The organism is Paracoccus hibiscisoli (genome assembly GCF_005048265.1).
Classification (GTDB): Bacteria; Pseudomonadota; Alphaproteobacteria; order Rhodobacterales; family Rhodobacteraceae; genus Paracoccus; species Paracoccus hibiscisoli.
Map to the genome: position 1 here is coordinate 212,018 of NZ_SUNH01000004.1, position 25,331 is coordinate 237,348.

Consider the following 25,331-nt stretch of genomic DNA (forward strand, 5'->3'; position numbering starts at 1 on the left):
GCCATGTTCGACAAGATCCTGATCGCCAACCGGGGCGAAATCGCCTGCCGCGTCATCGACACCTGCCGCCGCTTGGGCGTGGCGACGGTGGCGGTCTATTCCGACGCCGACCGGGCCGCGCGCCACGTGCAGATGGCCGATCAGGCCGTGCATCTGGGCGGCCCCGCGCCCGCGGACAGCTATCTGCGGGGTGATGCGATCATCGCGGCGGCGCAGGCCACCGGCGCGCAGGCGATCCACCCCGGCTATGGCTTTCTGTCCGAGAACCCGGATTTCGTGGATGCGGTGGTGGCGGCGGGGCTGGTCTTCATCGGGCCGTCGGCGGCGGCGATCCGGGCGATGGGCCTCAAGGACGCGGCCAAGGCGCTGATGGAGCAGGCGGGCGTGCCGGTCGTGCCCGGCTATCACGGCGCGGAGCAGGACCCCGATCATCTGGCCGCGCAGGCCGCGCAGATTGGCTATCCGGTGCTGATCAAGGCCGTGGCGGGCGGCGGCGGCAAGGGGATGCGGCGCGTCGACGACCCGGCCCAGTTCCGCGACGCGCTGGACAGCGCCCGGTCCGAGGCGCAGGGCGCCTTCGGCAACCCCGCCGTGCTGATCGAGAAATACATCCTGCAGCCCCGCCATATCGAGGTTCAGGTGTTCGGCGACGGCACCCGCGCCGTGCATTTGTATGAGCGTGACTGTTCCCTTCAGCGCCGCCATCAGAAGGTGATCGAGGAGGCCCCGGCCCCCGGCATGACGCCCGAGGTCCGCCGCGCTATGGGCGACGCCGCCGTCCGCGCTGCCGAGGCCATCGGCTATGCCGGGGCGGGCACCATCGAGTTCATCGTGGACGGCGCCGGTGGCCTGCGCCCCGACGGGTTCTGGTTCATGGAGATGAACACCCGCCTGCAGGTGGAACATCCGGTGACCGAGGCGATCACCGGCATCGACCTGGTAGAATGGCAACTGCGCGTGGCCAGCGGCGAATCGCTGCCCGCCCGGCAGGACGAGATCACGGTCACCGGCCACGCCTTCGAGGCGCGGCTTTACGCTGAGGACGTGCCCGCCGGGTTCCTGCCCGCGACCGGGCGTCTGGCGCATCTGCGCTTCCCGGACCATGCCCGGATCGAGACCGGCGTGCGCCCCGGCGACACGATCAGCCCTTGGTACGACCCGATGATCGCCAAGGTCGTGACCTATGGGGCGACGCGCGCCATCGCGCTGCGGGCGCTGGAGCAGGCGCTGGTCGATACCGAGGTCGCAGGCTCGGTCACCAACCTCGATTTCCTGATCGCGCTGACGCGCCATGCGGGCTTTCGCCGGGGCGATGTCGATACCGGCCTGATCGGGCGCGATCTGGACGCGCTGGTCGCCGATGCGGGCGCCCAGGACCGGGCGCGCGTGCTGGCCGTGATCGGGCTGGCGGGGCTGGCTGATCCGGAGGTGCAGGGCGGCGCGACGCTGTGGCAGCCGCTGCGCCGCACCATCGCGTGGGACGGCGGGCAGGCGGTGCTGGAGGTCCAGGGCCCCGGCGCGGCCCGCGTCACGCTAGAGCGTGCGCATCAGGTCCGCTGGCAGGGCGGGCGCTGGTGGGTCGATGGCGATCTGTGCCGCGAACGCATCGTGACGCACCCGGCAGGCGTCAGCGTCTTTGGCGGCGGCACGGTGCATCTGACCCCGCTGGACCCTCTGGCCCGCCGCGGCGCGGATGAGGGCAGCGATGGGCTGACCCGCTCTCCGATGCCCGGTCTGGTGCGCTCGGTCCATGTGGAGGCGGGCCAGCAGGTCAAGGCCGGCGACCGTCTGGCCGTGCTGGAGGCGATGAAGATGGAGCACAGCCTGACCGCCCTGCGCGACGGCACCGTGGCCGAGGTCCTGGCCCGCCCCGGCGACCAGGTCGAGGCCGGCGCCCCCCTTATCCGCCTCGAGGCCACCGATGACTGAGCATGTCGAGATCTTCGAGATGGGCCCCCGCGACGGGCTGCAGAACGAGAAACGCCTGATCCCCACAGCGGACAAGATCGCGCTGGTCGACCTGCTCAGCCAGGCGGGGTTCGCCCATATCGAGGTGACCAGCTTCGTCCCCCCGGCCTGGGTGCCGCAGATGGCCGATGCGGCGCAGGTCATGGCGGGCATCACCCGCCGCGCGGGCACCCGCTATGCGGTGCTGACCCCGAACCTGCGCGGCTATCAGGCGGCGCGGGCGGCGGGCGCGGACATGGTCGCGGTGTTCGCCAGCGCCTCGGAAGGCTTCAGCCGGGCGAACCTCAACGCCTCCGTCGACGACGCGCTGGCGCGGTTGGCGCCAGTGGCGGCGCAGGCACGGGCTGACGGGGTGGCGCTGCGCGGTTATGTCAGCGTGGTGACCGACTGTCCCTTCGATGGGCCGACGCCGCCGGCCGCCGTGGCCCGCGTGTCCGCAGCCCTGCGCGACATGGGCTGCGACCAGATCAGCCTGGGTGACACCATCGGCCACGGCCGCCCCGAGACCATCGACGCCATGCTGACCGCCGTCCTTGACGAACTGCCCCCCGACCGGCTGGCCGGGCACTATCACGACACCGCCGGGCGCGCGCTGGCCAATGTCGATGCCAGCCTGGCGCGCGGGCTGCGGGTCTTTGACGCCGCCGTCGGGGGCTTGGGCGGTTGCCCCTACGCGCCGGGTGCGGCGGGCAATGTCGCCACGGAATCCCTGGCCGCCCATCTGACAGCGCGCGGCTTGGCCCATGGCCTGGACATGGCGATCATCACCCGCGCCGCCGACATGGCCCGCGCCCTGAGAGAGGCCCCCCATGCCTGAGACGATCCGCATCGACACTGACGCGCGCGGCGTGGCCACCCTGTGGCTGGCCCGCCCGGACAAGCATAACGCCCTGTCGCGCCAGATGATGGACGAGTTGACCCAGGCCGCCGCCGATCTGGGCGCCGACCCTGCGGTGCGCGTCGTGGTGCTGGCGGCCCAAGGGTCCAGCTTCTGCGCGGGCGGCGATCTGGGCTGGATGCGCCAGCAGATGGCCGCGGATGATGCCACCCGCCGCGAGGGCGCGCGCGCACTGGCCGGGATGCTGTCGGCGCTGAACCTGCTGCCCAAGCCGCTGATCGCACGTGTCCAGGGCAACGCCTTTGGCGGCGGCGTCGGGATGATGGCCGTCAGCGACATCGCCATCGCCGCATCCTCCGCGACATTCGGCCTGACCGAGGTGCGCCTCGGCCTGATCCCCGCGACCATCGGCCCCTATGTGGTGGCGCGGATGGGCGAACCCGCGGCGCGGCGCGTCTTCTTCTCGGCCCGCCTCTTCGACGCCTCCGAGGCCGTGGCCCTGAACCTGGCCGCCGCCACCGTCGCGCCCGACGCGCTGGATGCCGCAATCGAGGCTCAGGTCGCCCCCTTCCTCCAGGCCGCCCCCGGTGCCGTCGCCGCCGCCAAGGCGCAATGCCGCGCCCTCGGCCCCCGCATCGATCAGGACGTGATCGAGGACAGCATCGACCGCCTGGTCGCCGTCTGGCAGGGCACTGAGGCCCCCGAAGGCATCGCCGCCTTTTTCGACAAGCGCAAACCGCGCTGGCAATCCCACGCCTGAGGCTTCTTCTTCACGCAAATATCCCGGGGGGCCGCGCGGAACGCGCGGCGGGGGCTGGCCCCCATCCGCCCTTGCCACCAAGGCAAACATCCGAATGAAAAAGGCCCGCCGCTGCACCAGCGACGGGCCTCCTCTCCGGTTCAGATCACACAGGGCAGATCACATGCCCTGATACAGCGGGAAACGGGCGCACAGCTCGGCCACCTCGGCGCGGATCTTGGCCTCGACCTCGGCATTGCCCTCCTCGCCATGGGCCGCCAGCCCGTCCACGACCTCGACGATCCAGCGCGAGATCTGGCGGAACTCGGTCTCGCCGAAACCGCGGGTGGTGCCGGCGGGCGCACCCAGACGGATGCCCGAGGTGACAAAGGGCTTCTCGGGGTCGAACGGCACGCCGTTCTTGTTGCAGGTGATGTGGGCGCGACCCAGGGCGGCCTCGGTGGCCTTGCCGGTCACGCCCTTGGGGCGCAGGTCGGCCAGACACAGGTGGTTGTCGGTGCCGCCCGACACTATGTCGATGCCGCCCTTCATCAGCTCATCCGCCATGGCGGCGGCGTTCTTGACGACCTGATGGGCATAGGTCTTGAACTCGGGGCGCAGCGCCTCGCCAAAGGCCACGGCCTTGGCGGCGATCACATGCATCAGCGGACCGCCCTGCAGACCGGGAAAGATCGCGCTGTTCATCTTCTTCGCCAGATCCGCGTCATTGGTCAGGATCATGCCCCCGCGCGGGCCGCGCAGCGATTTGTGCGTGGTGGTGGTCACGACATGGGCGTGGGGAATGGGCGAGGCATGCGCACCGCCCGCCACCAGACCCGAGATGTGGGACATGTCGACCAGCAGCCAGGCCCCGACCTCATCGGCGATCTTGCGGAAGGCAGCCCAGTCCCAGCTGCGGCTATAGGCGGTGCCGCCCGCGATGATCAGCTTGGGCTTGTGCTGGCGGGCGCTGGCGGCGATCGCCTCCATGTCCAACTGGTGGGTCTGGGCGTCCACGCCATAGCTGACGACGTTGAACCATTTGCCCGACATGTTGACGGGCGATCCGTGGGTCAGATGGCCGCCCGAATTCAGGTCCAGGCCCATGAAGGTGTCGCCCGGCTGCAGCAGCGCCAGGAACACGGCCTGGTTCATCTGGCTGCCGCTGTTGGCCTGGACGTTGGCATATTCGCAGCCGAACAGCTCCTTGGCGCGCTCGATCGCCAGGGTCTCGGCAATGTCGACATACTGGCAGCCGCCGTAATAGCGCTTGCCCGGATAGCCTTCGGCATATTTGTTGGTCAGGACCGAGCCCTGCGCCTCCATCACGGCGCGGCTGACGATGTTCTCGGAGGCGATCAGCTCGATCTCGTCGCGCTGGCGACCCAGTTCCTGGGTGACGGCCTTGGCGATTTCGGGATCACGGCTGGCCAGGGTTTCGGTGAAGAAGCCGTTGTCGCGGGTGGGTGCGTTCATCGGTCTCGCGTCCTTTTGTGGCTGGGTCGGCTGAGGTTGGCCGGTTCTAACGCAACGTCGGCCCTGCGGAAAGTGACAAAACGACCCGGCCCGATGCGGTTGCGACCTGCCAAACGGCGGGGCTTGTCATCGGCGCGGGGCCGCGTGAAGGTGCGGGTCGATCAGGGGGACAGACGGCCGATGACGTCCAACATGCATTTCACCGCCAGCCATGCCGAACCCGCGCAGGCGGCGCTGGCGGCGCTGACCGCGCGATACGGCCAGACGCCGCTGGAGCGTGCAGAGGTGGTCGTGGCCCTGGGCGGCGACGGCTTCATGCTGCAGACGCTGCATGCGACGCAGGGGCGGGGGCTGCCGGTCTATGGCATGAATCGCGGCACCGTGGGGTTCCTGATGAACGTCTATGGCGCCGATGACCTGCCCGCGCGGTTGGATGCGGCGGAACTGACGGTCATCAACCCGCTGCGCATGCGCGCCACCTGCGCCGACGGCACCTGCCACGAGGCCCTGGCCATCAACGAGGTCAGCCTGCTGCGCGAGGGCCCGCAGGCCGCCAAGCTGCGCATCCATGTCGATGGCCGCCTGCGCATGGAGGAGCTGGTCTGCGACGGCGCGCTGGTCGCTACGCCCGCGGGGTCCACGGCCTACAACTATTCGGCGCATGGCCCGATTCTGCCGATCAATTCCGAGGTGCTGGCCCTGACCGCCATCGCGCCCTTCCGCCCCCGTCGCTGGCGCGGCGCCCTGCTGCCCAAGGGGGCCGAGGTCCTGGTCGAGGTGCTGAACCCCGAACGCCGCCCCGTCATGGCCGATGCCGACAGCCGCTCGGTGCGCCATGTGACACGGGTTCATATCCGCAGCGCGGATGACATCCGCCACCGGCTGCTGTTCGATCCGGGGCACGGGCTGGACGAACGGCTGCTGCGCGAACAGTTCGTCTGACGCTCAGCCCGCGCAGATCTGCTGCAGGGCCAGCCATTGCTCGTCCGTCAGCAGGCGGGCGGGGGCCGCGCCCGCGCGGATCGGGTCAGCCTCGATCAGCGGCAGCACGGTCGCGCCGGTGGGGTCCAGGCTGCGGGCATAGGGCTCGGTGGAGAGGCCGCGTTCGGCAAAGGCCGGGGGCAGGGCGGCCAGATCGGGGCGCGGCGCCTCCTCGGTCAGCGGCGCCTCGCCATAGCCCTCCATCGCGGCACGGGGCAGCGTCCCAAGCGTCATCAGCCGCAGCGAGGCCATCAGCCCGGCATGGCGCAGTGCATTCAGCGTGGTCTCGCGGCCGGTTTCGGCCATCGACGCCGCAATCAGGTGCCCGGCCGAAGCCTCGGGGCCCGGAGTTGCCGTCAGCAGGTCCGCCCCCAGCACATACAGATCGCCCGGCAGCCGCCGTGCCCCGTTCAGCGGCCCGGGCACCACCTGCACCAAGGCATCAGAACCCAGCAGGCCCGGCGATATCCAGTTCAGCACCTGCTGCCCCGATGTGCGGCGACAGACCATGCCCGCGCTGCGCTCCAGGTCGCTCAGCACGGCCAGACCGATGGTGCGGGCCTGCGCGGGGGGGGCGATGCGCGCCGCATGCCGGATCAGCGCATCGGGCAGCCACAGAACCAGCCCGCCCAGCATCGCCAGCACGCCAAGCGCCATCAGCATGCCGCGCAACCGCCCCGGCACCGCACGGTGGCTGGCAATGGCGCGCTGGACGCGCTCGATCGCCTCGATCATCAGGGGATCGTCGATCTCGACCGTCTCGTCGGCGGCACCGGCATGGGGGGTATACAGCGCGGGCAGCCGCCCCGGGTTCAGCCGCGCCACTGCTGGCAGCGACCAATGCGACAGGGGCCGGTCGGATTTCGGGTCCATCAACGTCAGCGTCGCCTCGCCCACGGACACGATCACCTCGCGCAGGCGCGCATCCGGCGTCTCGCGCCAGCTGCCCTGCGCTTCGAGGCGCTGGAATTCGGTCAGGGCTGTCATGGGCGGTGCGGTCCGGGGTCGTTTCGGCAATCTGCCAGACCATAGCGCCGCACCGCATTGCGTCAATGCGATGCGCGCCGGTCAGTCGAGGGTTTCGGCGATCCGCATGCCCTTGTCGCGGGCCAGGACGCGCATCCGGTCCTGCAGCTTTTCGAAGGCGCGGACCTCGATCTGGCGGATGCGTTCGCGCGACACGCTGTAGCGAGCCGACAGATCCTCCAGCGTCATCGGATCGTCGCGCAGCCGCCGCTCCATCAGGATGTCCTTTTCGCGGTCGTTCAGCGCATCCATCGCATCGACCAGCATGCGGCGGCGGGTGTGCAGCTCCTCGGATTCGGCATAGGCCTCGGCCTGATTGGCGTCGGTATCCTCCAGCCAATCCTGCCACTGGGCCGAAGATTCGCCGTCACCCGATCCGACCTGCGCGTTCAGCGACGCATCGCCCCCCGACAGGCGGCGATTCATGTCGACGACCTCTTTCTCGGTCACGTTCAGCTCAGTCGCGATCTGGGCGACGTTCTCTGGGCGCAGATCACCCTCTTCCAGCGCGCCGATCTTGGACTTGGCCTTGCGCAGATTGAAGAACAACTTTTTCTGGGCGCTGGTGGTGCCCATCTTGACCAGGGACCACGACCGCAGGATGTATTCCTGGATCGAGGCGCGGATCCACCACATCGCATAGGTCGCCAGACGGAAGCCGCGTTCCGGGTCGAACCGCTTGACGGCCTGCATCAGACCCACATTGGCCTCGCTGATGACCTCTGCCTGGGGCAGCCCGTAGCCGCGATATCCCATCGCGATCTTGGCGGCCAGACGCAGGTGGCTGGTGACCATCTTGTGGGCCGCCTCGCTGTCCTCGTGGTCCACCCAGGCCTTGGCCAGCATGTATTCTTCTTCAGGTTCCAGCAGCGGGAACTTGCGGATCTCTTGCAGATAGCGGTTCAGACCCTGTTCCGGGCTGGGGGCGGGAAGATTTCCATAAGTCGCCATGATGTTCGCCTTTCGCAGAGATCCGGTAACGCAGCCCCCGACAGCGTGGTTCCGGGACAGGATGCCGCATCCGGGGGAACCTCGCTATGTGGGAACCCGTCACGTTTGCGTCAAGAGGCGGCGCGCAACCCATCTAGCAGGGCCTGCATGTCCGGGGGCAGCGGGCTGTCGAACCCCATGGCCACGCCCGTGACCGGATGCACAAAGCCCAGATGCGCCGCATGCAGCGCCTGGCGGGGAAAGGCCTGCACGGCCTCGGCCACGACACCCAAGGCGCGGGCCGAGGCGCGGCGCGACCCGCCATAGGTCTGATCGCCGATCAGCCCCAGCCCGCAATGCGCCATGTGCACGCGGATCTGATGGGTGCGCCCCGTTTCCAGCCGGCATTCGACCAGCATGGCGGCGGGCGGCGTGCCGAACCGTTCCAGCAGACGGGCGCGGGTGACCGCATGACGGCCCTTGTCGGCATAGACGGCCTGCTTCTGCCGGTCGCTTGGGTGGCGGGCCAGATGCGTGGCGATACGCAGGACCAGCCCGTCCTCAAAGCTGACCCCCGGCGTGCCGCGCAGGCGCGGGTCGGCCGCGTCGATCACCCCATGCGCCAGCGCCAGATAGCGGCGGTTGGCGGTATGCGCCTCGAACTGGGCGGCCAGACCGTGATGGGCGCGGTCTGATTTCGCCACGACCAGCAGCCCCGAGGTGTCCTTGTCGATGCGATGCACGATGCCGGGGCGCTTTTCCCCGCCGATGCCCGACAGCGAATCGCCGCAATGCGCCAAGAGCGCGTTGACCAGCGTGCCCGACGGGCTGCCCGGAGCCGGATGAACGACCATGCCCGCGGGCTTGTCGATCACGATCAGGTCATCATCCTCATGCGCGATGACCAGAGGGATCGCCTCGGGGCGCGTCTCGACCGGTTCGGGGGGCGCCAGGGCGATGTGGTATTCCTGCCCCTCGGCCACGCGGGCCTTGCCGTCGCGGGCGGGGCCGTCGGGGCCGGTCACGGCGCCTTCGGCGATCAGACGCGCCAGGCGGGACCGCGACAGGGCCGCATCCACTGGCACCGCCATCGCAAGCGCCTTATCAAGTCGGTCAGGCGGATTGGCCGGGATGGTCACGGAAAGGATCGACATGGCGCAGGATGATACCGACTGGAAGGTGGCGGCGAAAGCCGTACCGGAGCTGCGCTTTCTGAAAACGCTGGTCACCGGGCTGACGCTGGTCATGGGACTGGGAATGGTGGCGGTGGTGGCAATGCTGTGGATGCGCCTGAACCAGCCGGTGCTGCCCGAACTGCCCGCGGCGATCACGCTGCCGCAGGGAGTGCAGTCCCGCGCGGTGACCTTTGCCCAGAACCGCATCGTCGTGCTGACGACCGATGACCGGGTGCTGGTCTATGACCGCGCGGGGGCGCTGGTGGGGCAGATGGCGCTTCAGCCCTGAGGCTGGTCGCGCCCCGCATCCATCGCATCCAGCCGGGCCTTCAGCTCGGCATTCTCGGTGCGGGCCTTGATCGCCATCTCGCGCACGGCCTCGAATTCCTCGCGGGTGACGAAGTCGCGATCGGCCAGCCAGCGGTCGATCCAGCCCTTCATGGCGGTCTCGGCCTCGGTGCGGGCGCCCTGGGCCACGCCCATGGCATTCGTCATCAGCTTGGACATGTCGTCGAAGAAACGGTTCTGCGTGGTCATCTGGTGGCGTTCCTTGTCTTGCGTTGCGTCCTATATGGTCCGGGGCGCGTCCGGGTTCAATGTTGACACTGCGGCTTTGGCGACTAGCGTGCGCGACAAAACGCAGCCCCGAGGCCCCATGATCCCCTTTCCCGACATTTCCCCCGAGATCTTCACGATCAGCCTAGGCGGTTTCTCCCTGTCGCTGCGCTGGTATGCGCTGGCCTACCTGGCCGGTCTGATCCTGGGATGGCGGCTGATCGTGGCGATGATGCGCAGGCCCGCGCTGTGGGGCGGCACGCCGCCAACCACGCCCGACCGGGTGGATGACCTGCTGACCTGGGTGATCCTGGGGGTGATCCTGGGCGGACGCTTGGGCTTCGTGCTGTTCTACGAGCCCGCCTATTACCTGGCGAATCCGGCGCAGATCCTGCAGGTCTGGCAGGGCGGGATGAGCTTTCACGGCGGTTTCGCGGGCGTCATCGTGGCGACCTGGGCCTGGGCGCGGCGGCAGGGCGTGCCGGTTCTGCGGCTGGCCGACGCGATGGCGGTCGTGGCGCCCATCGGCATCCTGTTCGGGCGGCTGGCCAACTTCATCAACGCCGAGCTGTGGGGCCGCCCGACCGACCTGCCCTGGGGCGTGATCTTTCCGGGCCAGGCCGCGCAGGACTGTCCGGGCGTCGTGGGCGCCTGCGCGCGTCACCCCAGCCAGCTCTATGAGGCCGGGCTGGAGGGGCTGCTCCTGGGCCTGATCCTCTGGGCGGTGGTCCGGGCAGGGGGCTTGCGACGTCCGGGGCTGGCCTTCGGGATTTTCCTTGCGGGATATGGCCTTGCCCGCATGTTCGTCGAATTGTTCCGGGTCGCCGATGCGCAGTTCATCACCCCCGAAAACCCGCTTGGGCATGTGCTGGGCGGCCCGGTCATCGGGCTGACCATGGGCCAAGCGCTGTCGCTGCCGATGGTGCTGATCGGGCTGGCGCTGATCTGGCGGGCGCGGGCACGCGCGCCGCTGTCGGCATGACCCCGCTGGCCGGTGTGATCGCCGCGCGCATCCGCGCGGGCGGCCCGATCAGCCTGGCCGAATACATGCGCCTCTGCCTGATGGACAGCCGCCACGGCTATTATGCCACCCGCGATCCCTTTGGCGCGGCGGGCGATTTCACCACCGCGCCCGAGATCCATCAAATGTTCGGAGAGATCTGCGGCCTGGCTTTGGCGCAGGCCTGGCTGGACCAGGGTGCGCCCACCCCGTTCCACCTGGTCGAGCCTGGGCCGGGGCGCGGCACGCTGATGGCCGACATGCTGCGCGCCGCGGCGCGCGTGCCGGGCCTGCACGATGCGGCCCGCGTCGCGCTGATCGAGGCGTCACCCCATCTGCGCCAAGTCCAGCGGGACCGCCTAGGCCATGTGCGGCATATCGAATCCATCGAGGATCTACAGGACAACCCCCTGTTCCTGATTGCAAACGAGTTCATCGACGCCTTGCCGATCCGCCAGTATCAGATGACGCCTGAGGGCTGGCGCGAGCGTCTGGTCGGGCTGCAGGGGGAGGCGCTGCGGATCGGTCTTGGCCCCGTCGTTCCCATGAACCGCCCCGGCCAGCCCGGCGACATCATCGAAGAGTGCTCCGAAGGCGCGGTCTTTGCCGAGGCGCTGGCGCGGAGGATCGCGGTGCAGGGCGGGGCGGCGATCATCGTCGATTACGGTGGTTGGAACGGCTATGGTGACACCTTCCAGGCCCTGCGCAATCACGCGCCCGAGGACCCCTTTGCCCAGCCCGGACTGGCCGATCTGACGGCGCATGTCGATTTCGCGGCGCTGGCGGCGGCGGCTTTGCGTGGGGGCTCGGTCGTGTCGCGGCCGGTGCGGCAGGGCGACTGGCTCTGCGCGCTTGGGATCGAGGCGCGGGCGCAGCGATTGGCGCAGGCGGGCGATGCGGGCGCGATGGCCGCGCTTCGGCGCTTGACCGACCCGGCGGAAATGGGTCACCTGTTCAAGGCCATCGCCATCTGGCCCCGCGGCGCGCCGCCCGTGCCCGGATTTGTCCCGCTGGAGGCCCATGCAGACCACGCTTGAAATCCTGAACCACCCGCTGCTGTCCGATGTAAGGCACGGATTTTTCACGCGAAAGGGCGGAGCCTCGTCCGGGCTGTTCGCCGGGCTGAACTGCGGCCGCCGCTCCAGCGACCAGAGCGAGATGGTGCTGGTCAACCGCGCCCGGGTGGCCGGGGCGATGGGCGTCACCGCCGGTCTGCTGGCGACGGTCAAGCAGGTGCATTCCGCCGATGTCGTCACGCTGCGGGCCGGGGATGACATCGAAAAGGTCAAGGAAATCAAGGCGGACGGCATCGTCACCGCGCGGCGCGACGTGGCGGTGGCGGTGCTGACCGCCGATTGTCAGCCGGTGCTGCTGGCCGACCCCGAGGCAGGCGTGGTTGGCGCCTGTCACGCGGGCTGGCGCGGGGCGCTGGCCGGGGTGATCGAGGCCACGGTCGCGGCCATGCGCGACCTGGGTGCGGGGCAGATCCGGGCCGTGATCGGACCCAGCATCAGCCAGCGCGCCTATGAGGTCAGCCCCGAATTCATGGATGAGTTCCTGTCGGATGACGTTGACAACGAACGGTTTTTCGCCGGCGGTCCGGCGGGGCGGCCGATGTTCGATCTGCCGGGCTATGGGTTGATGCGGCTGCGCGACGCGGGCGTCGAGGCCGAGTGGTCGCGCCATTGCACCTATTCCGACCCGGCGCGGTTCTTCAGCTATCGCCGCGCCACGCATGAGGGGCAGCCCGATTACGGGCGGCTGATCAGCGCCATCGCGCTGTAGCGCAACGGGCCGCGCGTTGCATCGGTGCCACAGGTGTAACTGTGCCAGCACAACGTCTGATTTCATGGGAAAAACCGTCGCACAGGGCGGGCACCGGGCAGACACCGTGCGTGCACAGACTGTACACCGCTTGCGCAGGCTGCGTTAGGCGGGCGTTAACCTTTGGCGCAACGGCGGAGGCGCGCGGCGGGCGGGCGCGGGACGCAGGGCGCGGCGCAGGGCCAGCTGCGCCAGCGCGCCCAGCAGGGCTGCGATCTGGCCCAGGAGCAGGCCCAGCAGGGCGGCGGCGGTCAGGGCGGCATCGGTGACGCGGCGCATCAGGCGCAGGCTGTCGGATTTGCCCAGCACGGTCAGGGTGCGGCTGGTGCGGGGGCCTGTGGCCTCGGACAGGCGGGCCAGGGCGCGCAGGTCGGCGGGGTCGCGGGCCAGGCGCAGGATCGGCAGCACCTCGGGGATTGAGGTGCGCGTGCCGATGCGGCGCAGGTCGGTCGCGATGCCGCCCAGGGCCGCGGCGGGGTCGGGGCTGCGCGCGGCCACGGCCAGGGCGCGGGTCATGCCCGGAGACAGCGCATCGGCCCGGCGCGCGACGCGCAGCGTGGTGGCCGCCCCCTTGAGCGACAGGCTGTGCCCGGCGGTCAGCAGCGTGCCCGCCGTGGCCGCCAGCCCGACCGAGGCCAGCGCGGCCTCGACCCCGTCCGGGTCGCCCCCCGAGGCCCAGGCATGGCCCTGGCGGATCAGCGCCGCCGCGTCGCCCGCGGGCGACAGTTCGAACGGCAGGGTGCAGGCCGCGATCAGCGACAGGCTGGGGCAGGCGGTGATGTCGGTCATGCAGGTGCCGCAATCGGCCAGCGTCTCCATCAGGTCGGGGGACAGGGCGGCCTCCACCTGCGCGCGCAGATCGGCGGGCAGGGGCGTGGCCTGATCGGCGGCCAGATCGGACAGCAGTTGCAGCATCTGGCGGTCGTCCCGCGCCAGCGCGTCCCGCAGGCGCGTGATGATCCAGTCGGGGGTGGCGCGGGCGGCGACCGCGCGGGTCAGGGCCGCGCGGGCCTGATCCAGGCCGCGTTCGGCCAGGGGGGCGGCAAAGGGGTTCTGTGCCAGCATCCAACCCGCCGCCGCCACCGTGGCCAGCGACCACAGGACCAGCGTCAGGCGGGCGATGCGGCGCATGGCTCAGCCGGCTTCGCGGACGCGTTCCTCGACGATCTCGAAGGGGACGGCGGGCAGGTCCTTGGCGCCTCGGATCACCAGCGAGGTCTTGACCGAGGCCACGTTCGGCGCCGCCGTCAGGTTGTTGGTCAGGAAGCGCTGGAAGGTCGACAGGTCCGGCGAGATGCATTTCAGGATGAAGTCGATCTCTCCGTTCAGCATGTGGCATTCGCGCACCAGCGGCCATTCCTGGACCAGCGCCTCGAAGGCCGAGAGGTCGCGTTCCGATTGGCTGGCCAGGCGGACCATGGCAAAGACCTGCACCTCGAAGCCCAGTTCGCGCGCGTCGATGTCGGCGTGATAGCCGCGGATATAGCCCAGCTCCTCCAGCGTGCGGACACGGCGCAGGCAGGGCGGCGCCGAGATGCCGACGCGGCGCGCCAGTTCGACATTCGTCATGCGGCCGTCGGCCTGCAGTTCGGCCAGGATCTTGCGGTCGATGTCGTCGAGTTTGGCGCCGGCCATGGTTGTCTTTCTTCTGTCAGGTCGTGGCGTTGCCGGAAACTACAATGCCGCCCCGTCCGGCGCAACAATCTTATCGAGATCTGGCAGGGGCGGGGATGCGTTGCAGTCCGGCGCGTGAGGGATTACCTCATGCACAAACCGCGAAAGGGGCGCAAGATGACCGAACGCAGCCATGTGAAACTTTTGATCGTGGGGTCGGGGCCCGCGGGCTATACCGCCGCCGTCTATGCAGCCCGCGCCATGCTGGAGCCGATGCTGATCCAGGGGATGCAGCCTGGCGGCCAGCTGACCATCACGACCGAGGTCGAGAACTGGCCCGGCGAGACCGAGATCCAGGGCCCCGAGCTGATGGTCAAGATGGAGGCCCATGCCCGCGCGATGGGTGCCGAGATCGTGACCGATCTGGTGACCACGCTGGACCTGCAGAGCCGCCCCTTCACCGCGACCTGCGACAGCGGGCGGGTGGTGACGGCGGATGCGGTGATCCTGGCGACCGGCGCGCAGGCGCGCTGGCTGGGCCTGCCGTCCGAGGAGAAGTTCAAGGGCTTTGGCGTCAGCGCCTGCGCGACCTGCGACGGGTTCTTCTATCGCAACCGCGATGTGGTGGTGGTCGGCGGCGGCAACACCGCCGTCGAGGAGGCGCTGTTCCTGACGCGCTTTGCCAGCAAGGTCACGCTGGTTCATCGCCGCGACAGCCTGCGCGCCGAAAAGATCCTGCAGAACCGTCTGTTCGCCCATCCCAAGGTCGAGGTGATCTGGAACGCCGAGTTGGCCGAGGTGTCGGGCGTCGAGACGCCGATGGGCGTCACCGGCGCCGTGTTGCGCGATCTGCGCGACGGGTCGCTGCGCGAGATCAAGGCGGACGGGGTTTTCGTGGCGATCGGCCATGCGCCTGCCAGCGAACTGGTCAAGGATCAGCTGGAGCTGCACAATGGCGGCTATGTGAGGGTCGAGCCGGGCAGCACGCGCACCTCGATTCCGGGCGTCTTTGCGGCGGGCGACCTGACCGACCATGTCTATCGCCAGGCGGTGACCAGCGCGGGCATGGGCTGCATGGCGGCGCTGGATGCCGAGCATTTCCTGGCCGCCCAAGGCGAGGTCACGACCGCCCCGGAGGGGCTGGTGGCGGCGATCCACTAACAGTTTAGCCAGTTCCGCCTTGCCCCATCGCCGGGGCATGGCGACAATCGGGGCATGACACGGACCCTGACCCTTGATGCGCCGGTGCTGATGGTGCCCGGCCTGTTTCCGCCCGCTTTGTGTGCCGCGCTGATCGAACGCTATGATGCGGGGGGCGGCGAGGCGTCGGGCTTTATGGTGAACCAGGCGGGCCGGACGGTTGCGCGCCACGATCCGGCGCACAAGGTCCGGCGCGATCATGTGCTGCGTGACCCCGCGCTGGTCGGGGCGGTGCGGCAGCGGATCATCGACCGCGTGGTGCCCGCCATCCGGCAGGCCTATGCGTTCGAGGTGACGCGCAAGGAACGCTATCTGGTGGCGTGCTATCGCGCGGATGAGGGCGGGCATTTCCGTGCCCATCGCGACAATACGACGCCGGGGACGGCGCATCGCCGCTTTGCCGTGTCGGTCAATCTGAACGATGATTTCGTGGGGGGCGGGCTGAGCTTTCCCGAATTCTCGGAGCGGCGGTTCCGGCCCGAGGCGGGCAGCGCGTTGATCTTCAGCTGCAGCCTGCTGCATCAGGCCGACCGGGTCACCGCCGGTCGGCGCTATGTCTATCTGCCGTTTCTTTATGACGAGGCCGCAGCCAATCTGCGCCAGAGAAACCTGGCGCAGGAGGCGCTGGCCTGATCAGCGACGCTCGCGCGAGCGTTCGCGTGAGGGCAGCTCGCCCGCGTGGTCCAGCGCGCCCGAGGGGGCGGTGTTGCGGTCGGTATCGGCCATGCCCTTCTTGCCGGGATCGGCGTCCGGGTCATTGGGGTGAAGGGCCGCGCCGTCCTCCATCATCGGGTTCGCATCGGCGCCGTCGGCCTTGAGCTGCGCGGCCTTTTCGGCCAGATCCTTCTGGCTGGGCGCGTCGCCGGCTTCGCGGCTTTCGCGTTCGGCCATCGCGCGGTCCAGTGCAGCCGACAGATATTCCGATTTCGACCGCGTGCCCTCATTGCCGCCGGCGGGGTTCACGCCCTTGGGGGCGGATTTGCCGCGCGCCTCGCGGCCCTGACGGGCGGCCATGTCGCGGGCGCGGTTGCGGCGCGTGCGCAGCAGGCCGATGAGGTCCGACAGCTCCTTGTCCGACAGCTGGCCCAAGGCGGGCTGACGCGCCTGATTGGCAAAGCCCAGCTCCTCCTGGGTCAGGGCGCGCTGTTCTTCGGGGCTGGCTTGGCTGTGATCGGTCATCGGACCCTCCGCTTCATGTCGTTTCAGGGCCCCAACGTCAGGCATGGGTCAGGGTTCCCCCTTGACGGCGCGACACAATCATCGGCTGCGTTAAGCGTTTTCCCAGACTTGAATATCGCTTTTATCCCGGCTATGCGTCAGCCAGAGTCACGCGGTCCCGACGGAGCACGCGTGTTGACTGTTTTGCGTAACCACGGGCCCGATCATGACCTTGTCGAACCACACCCCCATTCCCGAACTCTATGTCTCCGAGGCCGCGGCCGCCGCACTCAAGGATGATGCCGGACAGATGCCCAGCTGGGATCTGACGCCGCGCCAGATCTGCGATCTGGAGTTGCTGATGAACGGCGGCTTCAACCCGCTGCGGGGGTTCCTGACCGAGGCCGATTACAACGGCGTCGTCAACGACATGCGCCTGGAATCGGGAGCGCTGTGGCCGATGCCGATCACGCTGGACGTGTCGGACACATTCGCCGAGGGGCTTGCCCCGGGCACCGACATCGCGCTGCGCGATCAGGAGGGCGTGATCCTGGCGATCATGTCGGTCACCGACAAGTGGGTGCCGAACAAGGCGGTCGAGGCCGAAAAGGTTTTTGGTGCCGACGATCTGGCCCATCCGGCCGTGAATTATCTGCACAACGTCGCGGGCCCGGTCTATCTGGGCGGCCCGGTCAAGGGCCTGGCCGCGCCGACGCATTACGATTTCCGCGCCCGCCGCAACACGCCCAACGAGCTGCGCGCGATGTTCAAGAAGCTGGGCTGGAGCCGCATCGTCGCGTTTCAGACCCGCAACCCGCTGCACCGCGCGCATCAGGAGCTGACCTTCCGCGCCGCCCGCGAGGCACAGGCCAACCTGCTGATTCACCCGGTCGTGGGCATGACCAAACCGGGCGACGTGGACCATTTCACCCGCGTGCGCTGCTATGAGGCGGTGCTGGACAAGTATCCGGCGGCCACGACCAACCTGTCGCTGCTGAACCTGGCGATGCGCATGGCGGGCCCGCGCGAGGCGGTCTGGCACGGGTTGATCCGCGCCAACCATGGCGTCACGCATTTCATCGTCGGCCGCGACCATGCGGGTCCCGGCAAGAACAGCGCGGGCCAGGATTTCTATGGCCCCTATGATGCGCAGACCCTGTTCACCCAGTACAAGGACGAGATCGGAGTCGAGATGGTGGATTTCAAGCACATGGTCTATGTGCAGGAAAAGGCACAGTATTTCCCCGCCAACGAGGTCCCCGAGGGCACGACCGTCTTGGATATCAGCGGCACCGAGCTGCGCCGCCGCCTGCGCGAGGGGCTGGACATCCCGGAATGGTTCAGCTTTCCCGAGGTCGTCCAGCAGCTGCGCCGCACCTCGCCCCCGCGCGCCCAGCAGGGCTTTACCGTGTTCTTCACCGGCCTGTCCGGTTCGGGCAAGTCGACCGTCGCCAACGCGCTGATGGTCAAGTTGATGGAGATGGGCGGGCGTCCCGTGTCGCTGCTGGACGGTGACGTGGTGCGCAAGCATCTGTCGTCGGAGCTGGGCTTTTCCAAGGAGCATCGCGACATCAACATCAAGCGCATTGGCTATGTCGCGTCCGAGATCACCAAGAACGGCGGCATCGCGATCTGCGCGCCCATCGCGCCCTATACCGCGACGCGCCGCGCCGTGCGCGAGATGGTCGAGGCCGGGGGCGCCTTTGTCGAGGTCCATGTCGCCACGCCGCTGGAGGAATGCGAGCGCCGCGACCGCAAGGGCCTGTACAAGCTGGCCCGCGAAGGCAAGATCAAGGAGTTCACCGGGATTTCGGACCCCTATGAGGAGCCCACGACCCCCGAGCTGCGCGTGGACACGACCGATATCGACGTGGACAGCGCCGCCCACCAGGTTCTGCTGAAGCTGGAGGGGATGGGCCTGATCGGCCTGACCTGATCCGTAGGGTGGTGACTGACGCGGCCCCGGTGCAGACCGGGGCCGTTCTGCTGAGGGGGAGGGGGCCATGACGGATTGGCGGTCATCGCTGGAGGTCTGGGATCTGGAGGCGGGGGCGGCGCGGGTGATCCTGCGCACGCCGCGCCTGATCGAGGCGCCGAACTGGCATCCCGACGGCTGGTTCCTGGTCAATGGCGAGGGGCGGCTGTGGCGCGCCGATGCGGCGGGGCTGCAGCCGCTGGAGACCGGCTGCGCCGAGCGGTGCAACAACGATCACGGCTTTCTGCCCGACGGGCGGGTGGTGTTTTCCGCCCATGACGGGACGGGCGCGGGGGTGCATCTCTGGGACGGGCGGCAGGTGCGGACCCTGCCTTTGGCGCGGCCCAGCTGGTGGCATGGCGCGCAGGGCGACCGGCTGGTCTATGCCTGCGCGCGGGGGGACCGGGTGGTGCGGATCGCGACCTGCGATCTGGCGGGCGGGGATGAGCGGGTGCTGACCCCCGGCGTGGCGCATCACGACGGGCCGGATTTCAGCCCCTGCGGGCGCTGGATCTGGTTCAATTCGGATGCGACCGGCCATGCGCAGATCTGGCGGATGCGTGCCGACGGGTCCGAGGCCGCGCCGGTCTTTCGCGACGATCACGTGAACTGGTTCCCGCATCCGTCGCCTTGCGGGCGGCATGTGGTCTGGCTGGCCTATGCGCCGGGGACCGAGGGGCATCCGCGCGACCGGGACGTGGCGCTGTGGATCATGGCGCCCGACGGGACCGGGCGGCGCAAGCTGTGCGATCTGTTCGGCGGGCAGGGCACGCTGAACGTGCCCTGCTGGTCACCCGACGGGCGGGCATTCGCCTATATGCGCTATGCCCCCGCGGCGGATTAGTGGACGCTGACGGGGCGCAATTCGTTCTGGCGGGCCAAGGTAAAGGCCAGGTTGCGGTCCTGAACCAGCGCCAGGCGTTCGCCATCGGTGTCATGGACGGCATAGAGCGTCTGGACATCGGGCATCTGCTCGCGGACGTCGCGGGGCAGGCTGTCCAGCGCGACGGGCCGGATATAGACGGTGCGCGCCCGGTCCTGGGCGCCGAAATCGAATTTGCTATCCATGGTGATCCCCTTGATTGCGGCTGATCGGAATGGTCTTGACGACCTGCTGCGGATTGACGCGGCGCAGGTCTATATGCAGCAGGCCGTTCTCCATCGCGGCGGCGATGACCTCGACCCCGTCGGCCAGCACGAAGCTGCGCTGAAAGGCGCGGGCCGCGATGCCGCGATGCAGGAAGACGCGGCTGTCATCGCCCTCGGGCTGGCGACCGCGGATCACCAGCTGGCGATCCTCGGTGGTGATGGCCAGGTCGTCCTCGGCGAAACCGGCGACGGCCAGAGTGATGCGAAAGGCATCGGGGGGCAGGTGCTCGATATTGTAGGGCGGATAGCCCTCGGCCCCCTTGGCGGCCCGTTCCACCAGGCGTTCAAGCTGGTCGAAGCCCAGCAGATAGGGGTGCGCCCCCAGGGAAATCTTTGTCATCTCAGCCCTTTGCGTTGCAGCGACTGTGCAGGGCGGGCCCCTGATCGGCGACCTTCCCTGTTCCAAATATGGAAAGCCGCGCGCGTCTTTGCAAGATGCGCAAGCGCCGCTCAGGGGGTCGGGTCACAATCGGCCATGACCTGGCTGATCGCCCGGCGCGACCCCGCCAGAGGCAGGGTCAGCGTCACCTGGCCCGCGACGATGGTGACCTGACGCCCGGCCATCAACGCCTCCAGCAGCGCCGATTCCGGTTCGACCTGGGCGTAATGCGTGCCGTCGCGGGTCTGGAACGGCACGTCCAGCCGCTGCCCGTCCACGGCAAAGCTCAGCGCACTGCCGCCTCCGCCCAGACCTGAAACCGAAATGCTGCCCCCTTCGGCGTCGCAGCGAAAGGCCATGCTGCGGCCGCGCCAGCGGATCTCGGCCGTGCCGAGGGTGGGATCGGCGCGCCAGATCGGACCGGGCGGCTGCGCCAGAGCGGGCGCGGGCACTTGGGACGGCGTGGGCGGCGGGGCCGCTTCGGGTGCTGGCGCGGCGGCCATGCACAGTTGCGCCACGCAAAGATCATGGGCCGGGCTGCCCGCGGGGCCGTATTCGAACAGGCACTGGTTCACGCATTGGGTCAGCATGTCCTGGGACCAGGCGGGTCCTGTGGCCAGCGACAGGGTCAAGGCAAGGCGAAACATGGCGACCTCCGATCCGCGGAATCGGACTCACGATGCCGTGATCCGCGGATTTTTGCAATGGTTCCGGCGGGATGCAGACCATGTGTTAACACAGCGCCCACAACGCGCTATAGTCCAGGACCACGGCATTCCTGACCCCGAGTCCGCCCGATGAACATGCAGCATTCGATGACCCATCATGAGATCGCCCAGGCCCGTCTGGAGGCGCTGCGCTGCGAGCATCGCGACCTGGACGAGGCGATCGCCGCCCTGCAGGGGCAGCAGCTGACCTCGTCCCTGGCCCTGCAGCGGCTGAAGAAGCAAAAGCTGTCCCTGAAGGACCGCATCGCCCGGCTGGAGGATGAGCTAACCCCCGACATCATCGCCTGATTGCGACCCGCGCCCGCCCGCGCTAGGACGGGCCTGACGGCAAAACGGGGAAGATGCGATGACCGAGGCGGTGGGAATCATCATGGGCAGCCAGTCCGACTGGCCCACCATGCGCGAGGCGGCAACCATCCTGGATGAGCTGGGCATCGCCTGGCACGCGCGCATCGTCAGCGCCCATCGCACGCCCGACCGGCTGTGGGACTACGGCCGCACCGCCGCCGATCGCGGGCTGCAGGTGATCATCGCGGGGGCGGGGGGTGCTGCCCATTTGCCGGGCATGATGGCCTCCAAAACGCGCATTCCGGTGATCGGCGTGCCGGTCCAGACCAAGGCGCTGTCCGGGGTCGATTCGCTGTACTCCATCGTGCAGATGCCCAAGGGCTATCCGGTCGCGACCATGGCGATCGGGGCTGCCGGGGCGGCCAATGCCGGGCTGATGGCCGCGGGCATCCTGGCGCTGAACGATCCGGCGCTGGCGCAGCGGCTGGACGATTGGCGCGCGGCGCTGTCGGCCTCGATCCCCGAGGAGCCCGTCGATGACTGAGATCCGCACCATCGGCATCCTGGGCGGCGGCCAGCTGGGCCGCATGCTGTCGGCGGCGGCCAGCCGCCTCGGCCTGCGCTGCCACATCTTTGAGCCCGGCGCGGCCCCTGCGGGCGACGTGGCCTGGCGCGTGACCACCGCCCCCTATGAGGACGAGGCCGCCCTGCGCGCCTTCGCCGACAGCGTGGACGTCATCACCTATGAGTTCGAGAACGTGCCGACCAGCGCGTTGGACCTGTTGGAGAGCCTGCGTCCCATCCGCCCCGGCAGGCGCGCGCTGGCCGTGTCCCAGGACCGGCTGACCGAGAAGACCTTTCTGACCGAAATCGGCCTGACCGTCGCCCCCTTTGCCGATGTCCCTGACCGGGACGCGCTGGACGCGGCCATCGCCCGGATCGGGCGCCCCTCGATCCTCAAGACTCGCCGCATGGGCTATGACGGCAAGGGCCAGGTGCGCATCGGCGACGGCCCCGCCGACTGGACCGGCGCCCCATCTGTGCTGGAGGGTTTCGTCACCTTCACGGCCGAGATCAGCGTGATCATCGCCCGCGGCACCGACGGCCAGGTCGCGGCCTATGACCCCGGCCTGAACGTCCATGAGGGCGGCATCCTGCGCACAACCACGATCCCCTGCGGCCAGCCCGCCCGCGTCACCACCGACGCCGTCCTGATCGCCGCGCGCATCGCCAATGCGCTGGATTACGTGGGCGTCATGGGGGTCGAGCTGTTCGTCACACCCGACGGGCTGATCGTGAACGAGATCGCGCCCCGCGTGCACAATTCCGGCCACTGGACCCAGGCCGGCTGCGCGGTCGATCAGTTCGAACAGCATATCCGCGCCGTAGCGGGCCTGCCCCTGGGCGACGGCAAACGCCACGCGGATGTGGTGATGGAGAACCTGATCGGCGACGATATGGACCGCGTCCCCGCGCTGCTGGCGCAGCCCCGGACGCAGATCCACCTTTATGGCAAGGGCGAGGCGCGCCCGGGCCGCAAGATGGGCCACGCGAACCGGATCACCGGATGATCCGCCTGGCGGTCCGCGCCGCGATCCTGCAGGCGGACCGCATCCTGATGGTGAATGCCTATCCGGGCCATGGGTCCGACCTGTGGTGCCTGCCCGGCGGCGGCGTCGATCCGCACGCCTCCCTTCCCGACAACCTCTCCCGCGAGGTGCGCGAGGAGACCGGCCTGACCATCGCCGTGGGCGCACCCTTTCTGGTCAACGAATTCCACGACCCCGACCGCCGCTTTCACCAGGTCGAGATCCACTTCCGCGCCACGCTGACCGGTTCCGACCGCCTGACCCTGGCCGATCCCGAGGGCATCGTGAACCGCGCCCGATGGGTCACCCGCGCCGAACTGACCACACTGCGCCACAAGCCCGACAGCTTGGCCCAGACAATCTGGTCCACAGGCCAGGCAGACTACGACGCGCTGGAGCGCATCATCCCCTGACCTTCTTCTTCATGAAAATATCCCCCAGGGGGTCCGGGGGACGGGACGTCCCCCGGCGATCGCGGGACGCAATCACTCGGCCGCTTGCTTGACCGCCGTTTCCGATCCGACCTTCATGCGGAAACCACGCTCCAGCTGATCGAAGGGCGCGACGGGATAATCGCCCGAAAAACACGCATCGCAATAGCGCGGCGCCTTGGGGTCGCGGCCCGCGGCCTCTCCGGCCGCACGATAGAGGCCGTCCAGCGACACGAAGGACAGGCTGTCCACGCCAATCCAGTCGCGCATCTGCTCGGGCGTCATGTTCGCCGCCAGCAGCTTGTCGCGGTCGGGCGTGTCCACGCCATAGAAGCAGGGCCAGGCGGTGGGGGGCGACGCGATGCGGAAATGCACCTCGGCGGCGCCCGCGTCGATGATCATGTCCTTGATCTTGCGGCTGGTCGTGCCGCGCACCACGCTGTCATCGACCAGAACGACCCGCTTGCCCGCGATCAGCGCGCGGTTCACGTTCAGCTTCAGGCGCACGCCCATGTTGCGGATCTGGTCGGTCGGCTCGATGAAGGTGCGGCCCATATACTGGTTGCGGATGATCCCCATCCCATATGGGATGCCCGATTCCTGGGCATAGCCGATGGCCGCGGGGGTGCCGCTGTCGGGGACGGGGCAGACCAGATCGGCCTCGACCGGGGCCTCGCGGGCCAGTTCCACGCCGATCTGGCGGCGCGTCTCATAGACCGACCGCCCGCCGATGATCGAATCCGGGCGTGAGAAATAGACATGCTCAAAGATGCAGAACCGCCCGGTGGAGGGGCCGAAGGGGCGCGACGACTCGATCTGGCCCTTGGAGATGACGACCATCTCTCCGGGCTCGACCTCGCGCAGGAACTCGGCGCCGATGATGTCCAGCGCGCAGGTCTCGGAGGCCAGGACATATCCGTCCTCGCCCACGCGGCCCAGCACCAGCGGGCGCACGCCCAGGGCGTCGCGCACGCCGATCAGCTTGGTCCGGGTCATCGCGATGACCGAGAACGCGCCCTCGACCCGGCGCAAAGCATCCTTCATCCGCTCGGGGATGTTGCGCTGGATCGACCGCGCCATCAGGTGGATGATGCATTCGCTGTCCGACGACGACTGAAAGATCGAGCCCCGCTCGATCAGCTCGCGGCGCAGCGCCGCGGCATTGGTGATGTTGCCGTTATGGGCGATCGCGCAGCCGCCCATGTGGAACTCGCCGAAGAAGGGCTGGACGTCGCGGATCGCGGTGTTGGCCTTGGTCCCGGCCGTGGAATAGCGCACATGGCCGATGGCCAGCTGGCCGGGCAGGGTCGCCATCAGCTCGGGCTTGGTGAAGTTGTCGCGCACATAGCCAAAGCGGTGGGCGCTGTTGAAGCCGTAATCAGGATCGTGGGCGACGATGCCGCCCGCCTCCTGTCCGCGGTGCTGGAGGGCGTGCAGGCCGAGGGCCACGAAGTTCGAGGCGTCGACCACGCCGATGGCGCCGAAGATCCCGCACTCTTCGTGCAGACGGTCCGAATCGAACGGATGGGCGAGGAAGGGTTGCATCGCGCGGGCCTCGATATGTGGGGGCTGATATCGTCGTGCTGTCGGGGGGTATGTAGTCCCGACCACCGGCAAAGTCACGCCCCCGCGGGTCCGCGGGGGCGCTTTTTCGTCATGGTTCTGTCGCAAGGGGGCGGGCGGCGCCTCAGTTGGAGGCAGGCGCCGGGGCCGTGGTGGTGACCGGAGCACCGGTGGCGGTGCAGCCCATCACCATCTGTTCATAGCGGGTCACGATCCAGCCGGGCGCATCCGCCGGGATCTGGTCATCCATCTGCAGGCGCATGCGTTCGAACACCTGGGCCGAGCGCGAATTCTCGACCATGGCGACGTTCTGGGTGGTCATTACGCGGTCGTAGACGATGAAGGCGATGGCCACCAGCAGCACGCCCCGCGCCACGCCGAACAGAAAGCCGATGCCCTGATCGACCCCGCCCAGGGCCGAGCGCTGCACGACCGACGAGAACAGCGGCGTCACGATCGAGAACACCACCAGCGCGAGCGCAAAGACCACCGCAAAGCCCGCGATGGTCGCCAGCTCGCAGCTGTCGCCCAGAAAGCGGTCCAGCACGGGCAGCTGCGCGATCATCGGGCGCACCGTGGGCGCGAACAGGAAGGCCAGCACGGCCGCCCCGATCCAGCCCAGGATGGCCAGCGATTCGCGCACGAAGCCGCGCGACCAGGCCAGAATGGCCGAAAGGATGATGACACCTGCCACCACCGCGTCAATGATCGTAAATCCGTCCATGTCCTGCCCTTTGCGCCGGTT

At 68.8% G+C, this 25,331-nt stretch carries 29 protein-coding genes; 16 read left to right on the forward strand and 13 right to left on the reverse strand.

Translation table 11 applies throughout. The annotated features are described in order from the left end of the window. Positions 1 to 3 precede the first annotated feature (3 nt). The 3 genes from FA740_RS02635 to FA740_RS02645 are packed head-to-tail and all read left to right on the forward strand — an operon-like array spanning position 4 to position 3,566. Positions 4 to 1,929 (forward strand): acetyl/propionyl/methylcrotonyl-CoA carboxylase subunit alpha, encoded by a 1,926-nt coding sequence (locus FA740_RS02635; RefSeq protein ID WP_136855223.1) that lies wholly within the window; start codon positions 4 to 6, stop codon positions 1,927 to 1,929. Beyond that, the gene (locus FA740_RS02640; protein ID WP_136855224.1) at positions 1,922 to 2,785 is read left to right on the forward strand and encodes a hydroxymethylglutaryl-CoA lyase; all 864 of its coding nucleotides are present in this window, start codon (positions 1,922 to 1,924) and stop codon (positions 2,783 to 2,785) included. Before FA740_RS02635 ends, FA740_RS02640 begins: the two co-directional genes overlap by 8 nt. Beyond that, positions 2,778 to 3,566, forward strand: a complete 789-nt coding sequence (locus FA740_RS02645; protein WP_136855225.1) for a crotonase/enoyl-CoA hydratase family protein — start codon at positions 2,778 to 2,780, stop codon at positions 3,564 to 3,566. The genes FA740_RS02640 and FA740_RS02645 overlap by 8 nt, the downstream gene beginning before the upstream one ends. Positions 3,567 to 3,725: 159 nt before the next feature. Here the strand turns inward: FA740_RS02645 and glyA are convergent, their stop codons facing one another. Further along, the gene (gene glyA / locus FA740_RS02650; protein ID WP_136855226.1) at positions 3,726 to 5,021 is read right to left on the reverse strand and encodes a serine hydroxymethyltransferase; all 1,296 of its coding nucleotides are present in this window, start codon (positions 5,019 to 5,021) and stop codon (positions 3,726 to 3,728) included. A gap of 180 nt (positions 5,022 to 5,201) precedes the next feature. Between glyA and FA740_RS02655 the strand changes: the two genes are divergently transcribed. After that, complete coding sequence (locus tag FA740_RS02655; RefSeq protein WP_136855227.1) at positions 5,202 to 5,963, forward strand: NAD kinase; 762 nt, start codon at positions 5,202 to 5,204, stop codon at positions 5,961 to 5,963. 3 nt (positions 5,964 to 5,966) lie between these two features. On the opposite strand, the gene FA740_RS02660 is transcribed toward FA740_RS02655, so the two are convergent. The 3 genes from FA740_RS02660 to FA740_RS02670 form a co-directional block, all read right to left on the reverse strand. Then, positions 5,967 to 6,989, reverse strand: a complete 1,023-nt coding sequence (locus tag FA740_RS02660; RefSeq protein WP_136855228.1) for a hypothetical protein — start codon at positions 6,987 to 6,989, stop codon at positions 5,967 to 5,969. An 81-nt stretch (positions 6,990 to 7,070) separates the two neighbouring features. After that, a complete protein-coding gene (gene rpoH, locus FA740_RS02665) occupies positions 7,071 to 7,979 on the reverse strand; it encodes an RNA polymerase sigma factor RpoH (RefSeq protein WP_136855229.1) in 909 nt (302 codons plus the stop codon). A 110-nt stretch (positions 7,980 to 8,089) separates the two neighbouring features. Continuing rightward, positions 8,090 to 9,112, reverse strand: a complete 1,023-nt coding sequence (locus FA740_RS02670; protein WP_136855230.1) for an RluA family pseudouridine synthase — start codon at positions 9,110 to 9,112, stop codon at positions 8,090 to 8,092. Here FA740_RS02670 and FA740_RS02675 point away from each other — a divergent pair. Beyond that, positions 9,111 to 9,422, forward strand: coding sequence for a DUF6476 family protein (locus FA740_RS02675; protein ID WP_136855231.1), 312 nt, complete (start codon positions 9,111 to 9,113; stop codon positions 9,420 to 9,422). The two genes, FA740_RS02670 and FA740_RS02675, sit on opposite strands and share 2 nt — an antisense overlap. Here FA740_RS02675 and FA740_RS02680 read toward each other — a convergent pair. Beyond that, positions 9,413 to 9,670: an accessory factor UbiK family protein gene (locus FA740_RS02680; RefSeq protein ID WP_136855232.1), complete on the reverse strand. Its 258-nt coding sequence runs from the start codon at positions 9,668 to 9,670 to the stop codon at positions 9,413 to 9,415. The genes FA740_RS02675 and FA740_RS02680 overlap by 10 nt on opposite strands. A 118-nt stretch (positions 9,671 to 9,788) precedes the next feature. On the opposite strand from FA740_RS02680, the gene lgt reads away from it, so the two are divergent. The 3 genes from lgt to pgeF are packed head-to-tail and all read left to right on the forward strand — an operon-like array spanning position 9,789 to position 12,473. Beyond that, positions 9,789 to 10,670 carry a prolipoprotein diacylglyceryl transferase gene (gene lgt, locus FA740_RS02685; RefSeq protein ID WP_136855233.1) on the forward strand — a complete coding sequence of 294 codons (882 nt, stop codon included), beginning with the start codon at positions 9,789 to 9,791 and terminating at the stop codon, positions 10,668 to 10,670. Beyond that, positions 10,667 to 11,725 (forward strand): class I SAM-dependent methyltransferase, encoded by a 1,059-nt coding sequence (locus FA740_RS02690; RefSeq protein ID WP_136855234.1) that lies wholly within the window; start codon positions 10,667 to 10,669, stop codon positions 11,723 to 11,725. Before lgt ends, FA740_RS02690 begins: the two co-directional genes overlap by 4 nt. Then, positions 11,709 to 12,473 (forward strand): peptidoglycan editing factor PgeF, encoded by a 765-nt coding sequence (gene pgeF, locus FA740_RS02695; RefSeq protein ID WP_136855235.1) that lies wholly within the window; start codon positions 11,709 to 11,711, stop codon positions 12,471 to 12,473. The genes FA740_RS02690 and pgeF overlap by 17 nt, the downstream gene beginning before the upstream one ends. A 144-nt stretch (positions 12,474 to 12,617) precedes the next feature. On the opposite strand, the gene FA740_RS02700 is transcribed toward pgeF, so the two are convergent. Next, complete coding sequence (locus tag FA740_RS02700; RefSeq protein WP_136855236.1) at positions 12,618 to 13,643, reverse strand: hypothetical protein; 1,026 nt, start codon at positions 13,641 to 13,643, stop codon at positions 12,618 to 12,620. A 3-nt stretch (positions 13,644 to 13,646) separates the two neighbouring features. After that, positions 13,647 to 14,147, reverse strand: coding sequence for an Lrp/AsnC family transcriptional regulator (locus FA740_RS02705; protein WP_136855237.1), 501 nt, complete (start codon positions 14,145 to 14,147; stop codon positions 13,647 to 13,649). A gap of 156 nt (positions 14,148 to 14,303) precedes the next feature. On the opposite strand from FA740_RS02705, the gene trxB reads away from it, so the two are divergent. Both trxB and FA740_RS02715 read left to right on the forward strand, forming a co-directional pair. Next, positions 14,304 to 15,287 carry a thioredoxin-disulfide reductase gene (trxB, locus tag FA740_RS02710; RefSeq protein WP_136855238.1) on the forward strand — a complete coding sequence of 328 codons (984 nt, stop codon included), beginning with the start codon at positions 14,304 to 14,306 and terminating at the stop codon, positions 15,285 to 15,287. Between the two features lie 54 nt (positions 15,288 to 15,341). Beyond that, entirely contained in the window at positions 15,342 to 15,959 is a 618-nt protein-coding gene (locus FA740_RS02715) for a 2OG-Fe(II) oxygenase (RefSeq protein ID WP_136855239.1), read from the forward strand. Here the strand turns inward: FA740_RS02715 and FA740_RS02720 are convergent, their stop codons facing one another. Further along, positions 15,960 to 16,505 (reverse strand): hypothetical protein, encoded by a 546-nt coding sequence (locus tag FA740_RS02720; protein ID WP_136855240.1) that lies wholly within the window; start codon positions 16,503 to 16,505, stop codon positions 15,960 to 15,962. A gap of 205 nt (positions 16,506 to 16,710) precedes the next feature. On the opposite strand from FA740_RS02720, the gene FA740_RS02725 reads away from it, so the two are divergent. Together FA740_RS02725 and FA740_RS02730 are read left to right on the forward strand one after the other, a co-directional pair. Then, positions 16,711 to 18,420 (forward strand): bifunctional sulfate adenylyltransferase/adenylylsulfate kinase, encoded by a 1,710-nt coding sequence (locus FA740_RS02725; RefSeq protein WP_136855241.1) that lies wholly within the window; start codon positions 16,711 to 16,713, stop codon positions 18,418 to 18,420. Between the two features lie 67 nt (positions 18,421 to 18,487). After that, positions 18,488 to 19,303, forward strand: a complete 816-nt coding sequence (locus FA740_RS02730) for a TolB family protein (RefSeq protein WP_136855242.1) — start codon at positions 18,488 to 18,490, stop codon at positions 19,301 to 19,303. Here FA740_RS02730 and FA740_RS02735 read toward each other — a convergent pair. From FA740_RS02735 to FA740_RS02745, 3 genes are all read right to left on the reverse strand, one after another. Continuing rightward, positions 19,300 to 19,527 (reverse strand): DUF1150 family protein, encoded by a 228-nt coding sequence (locus FA740_RS02735; RefSeq protein ID WP_136855243.1) that lies wholly within the window; start codon positions 19,525 to 19,527, stop codon positions 19,300 to 19,302. The genes FA740_RS02730 and FA740_RS02735 overlap by 4 nt on opposite strands. After that, on the reverse strand, positions 19,520 to 19,948 hold the full coding sequence (locus tag FA740_RS02740; RefSeq protein WP_136855244.1) for an Hsp20 family protein: 429 nt from the start codon (positions 19,946 to 19,948) through the stop codon (positions 19,520 to 19,522). The genes FA740_RS02735 and FA740_RS02740 overlap by 8 nt, the downstream gene beginning before the upstream one ends. Before the next feature lie 110 nt (positions 19,949 to 20,058). Continuing rightward, positions 20,059 to 20,634, reverse strand: a complete 576-nt coding sequence (locus FA740_RS02745) for a hypothetical protein (protein WP_136855245.1) — start codon at positions 20,632 to 20,634, stop codon at positions 20,059 to 20,061. 150 nt (positions 20,635 to 20,784) lie between these two features. Here FA740_RS02745 and FA740_RS02750 point away from each other — a divergent pair, with 150 nt between their 5' ends. From FA740_RS02750 to FA740_RS02765, 4 genes are read left to right on the forward strand one after another with little or no spacing between them, the layout of a single operon-like run. Beyond that, entirely contained in the window at positions 20,785 to 21,003 is a 219-nt protein-coding gene (locus tag FA740_RS02750; protein ID WP_136855246.1) for a YdcH family protein, read from the forward strand. A 58-nt stretch (positions 21,004 to 21,061) separates the two neighbouring features. Continuing rightward, entirely contained in the window at positions 21,062 to 21,547 is a 486-nt protein-coding gene (purE, locus tag FA740_RS02755; RefSeq protein ID WP_136855247.1) for a 5-(carboxyamino)imidazole ribonucleotide mutase, read from the forward strand. Further along, positions 21,540 to 22,574: a 5-(carboxyamino)imidazole ribonucleotide synthase gene (locus FA740_RS02760; RefSeq protein WP_136855248.1), complete on the forward strand. Its 1,035-nt coding sequence runs from the start codon at positions 21,540 to 21,542 to the stop codon at positions 22,572 to 22,574. Before purE ends, FA740_RS02760 begins: the two co-directional genes overlap by 8 nt. Further along, positions 22,571 to 23,005 (forward strand): NUDIX domain-containing protein, encoded by a 435-nt coding sequence (locus tag FA740_RS02765; RefSeq protein WP_136855249.1) that lies wholly within the window; start codon positions 22,571 to 22,573, stop codon positions 23,003 to 23,005. Before FA740_RS02760 ends, FA740_RS02765 begins: the two co-directional genes overlap by 4 nt. Before the next feature lie 72 nt (positions 23,006 to 23,077). Here the strand turns inward: FA740_RS02765 and purF are convergent, their stop codons facing one another. Both purF and FA740_RS02775 read right to left on the reverse strand, forming a co-directional pair. Continuing rightward, positions 23,078 to 24,568, reverse strand: coding sequence for an amidophosphoribosyltransferase (purF, locus tag FA740_RS02770; protein ID WP_136855250.1), 1,491 nt, complete (start codon positions 24,566 to 24,568; stop codon positions 23,078 to 23,080). A gap of 142 nt (positions 24,569 to 24,710) precedes the next feature. Continuing rightward, entirely contained in the window at positions 24,711 to 25,310 is a 600-nt protein-coding gene (locus FA740_RS02775) for a CvpA family protein (protein WP_136855251.1), read from the reverse strand. Positions 25,311 to 25,331: the final 21 nt, after the last annotated feature.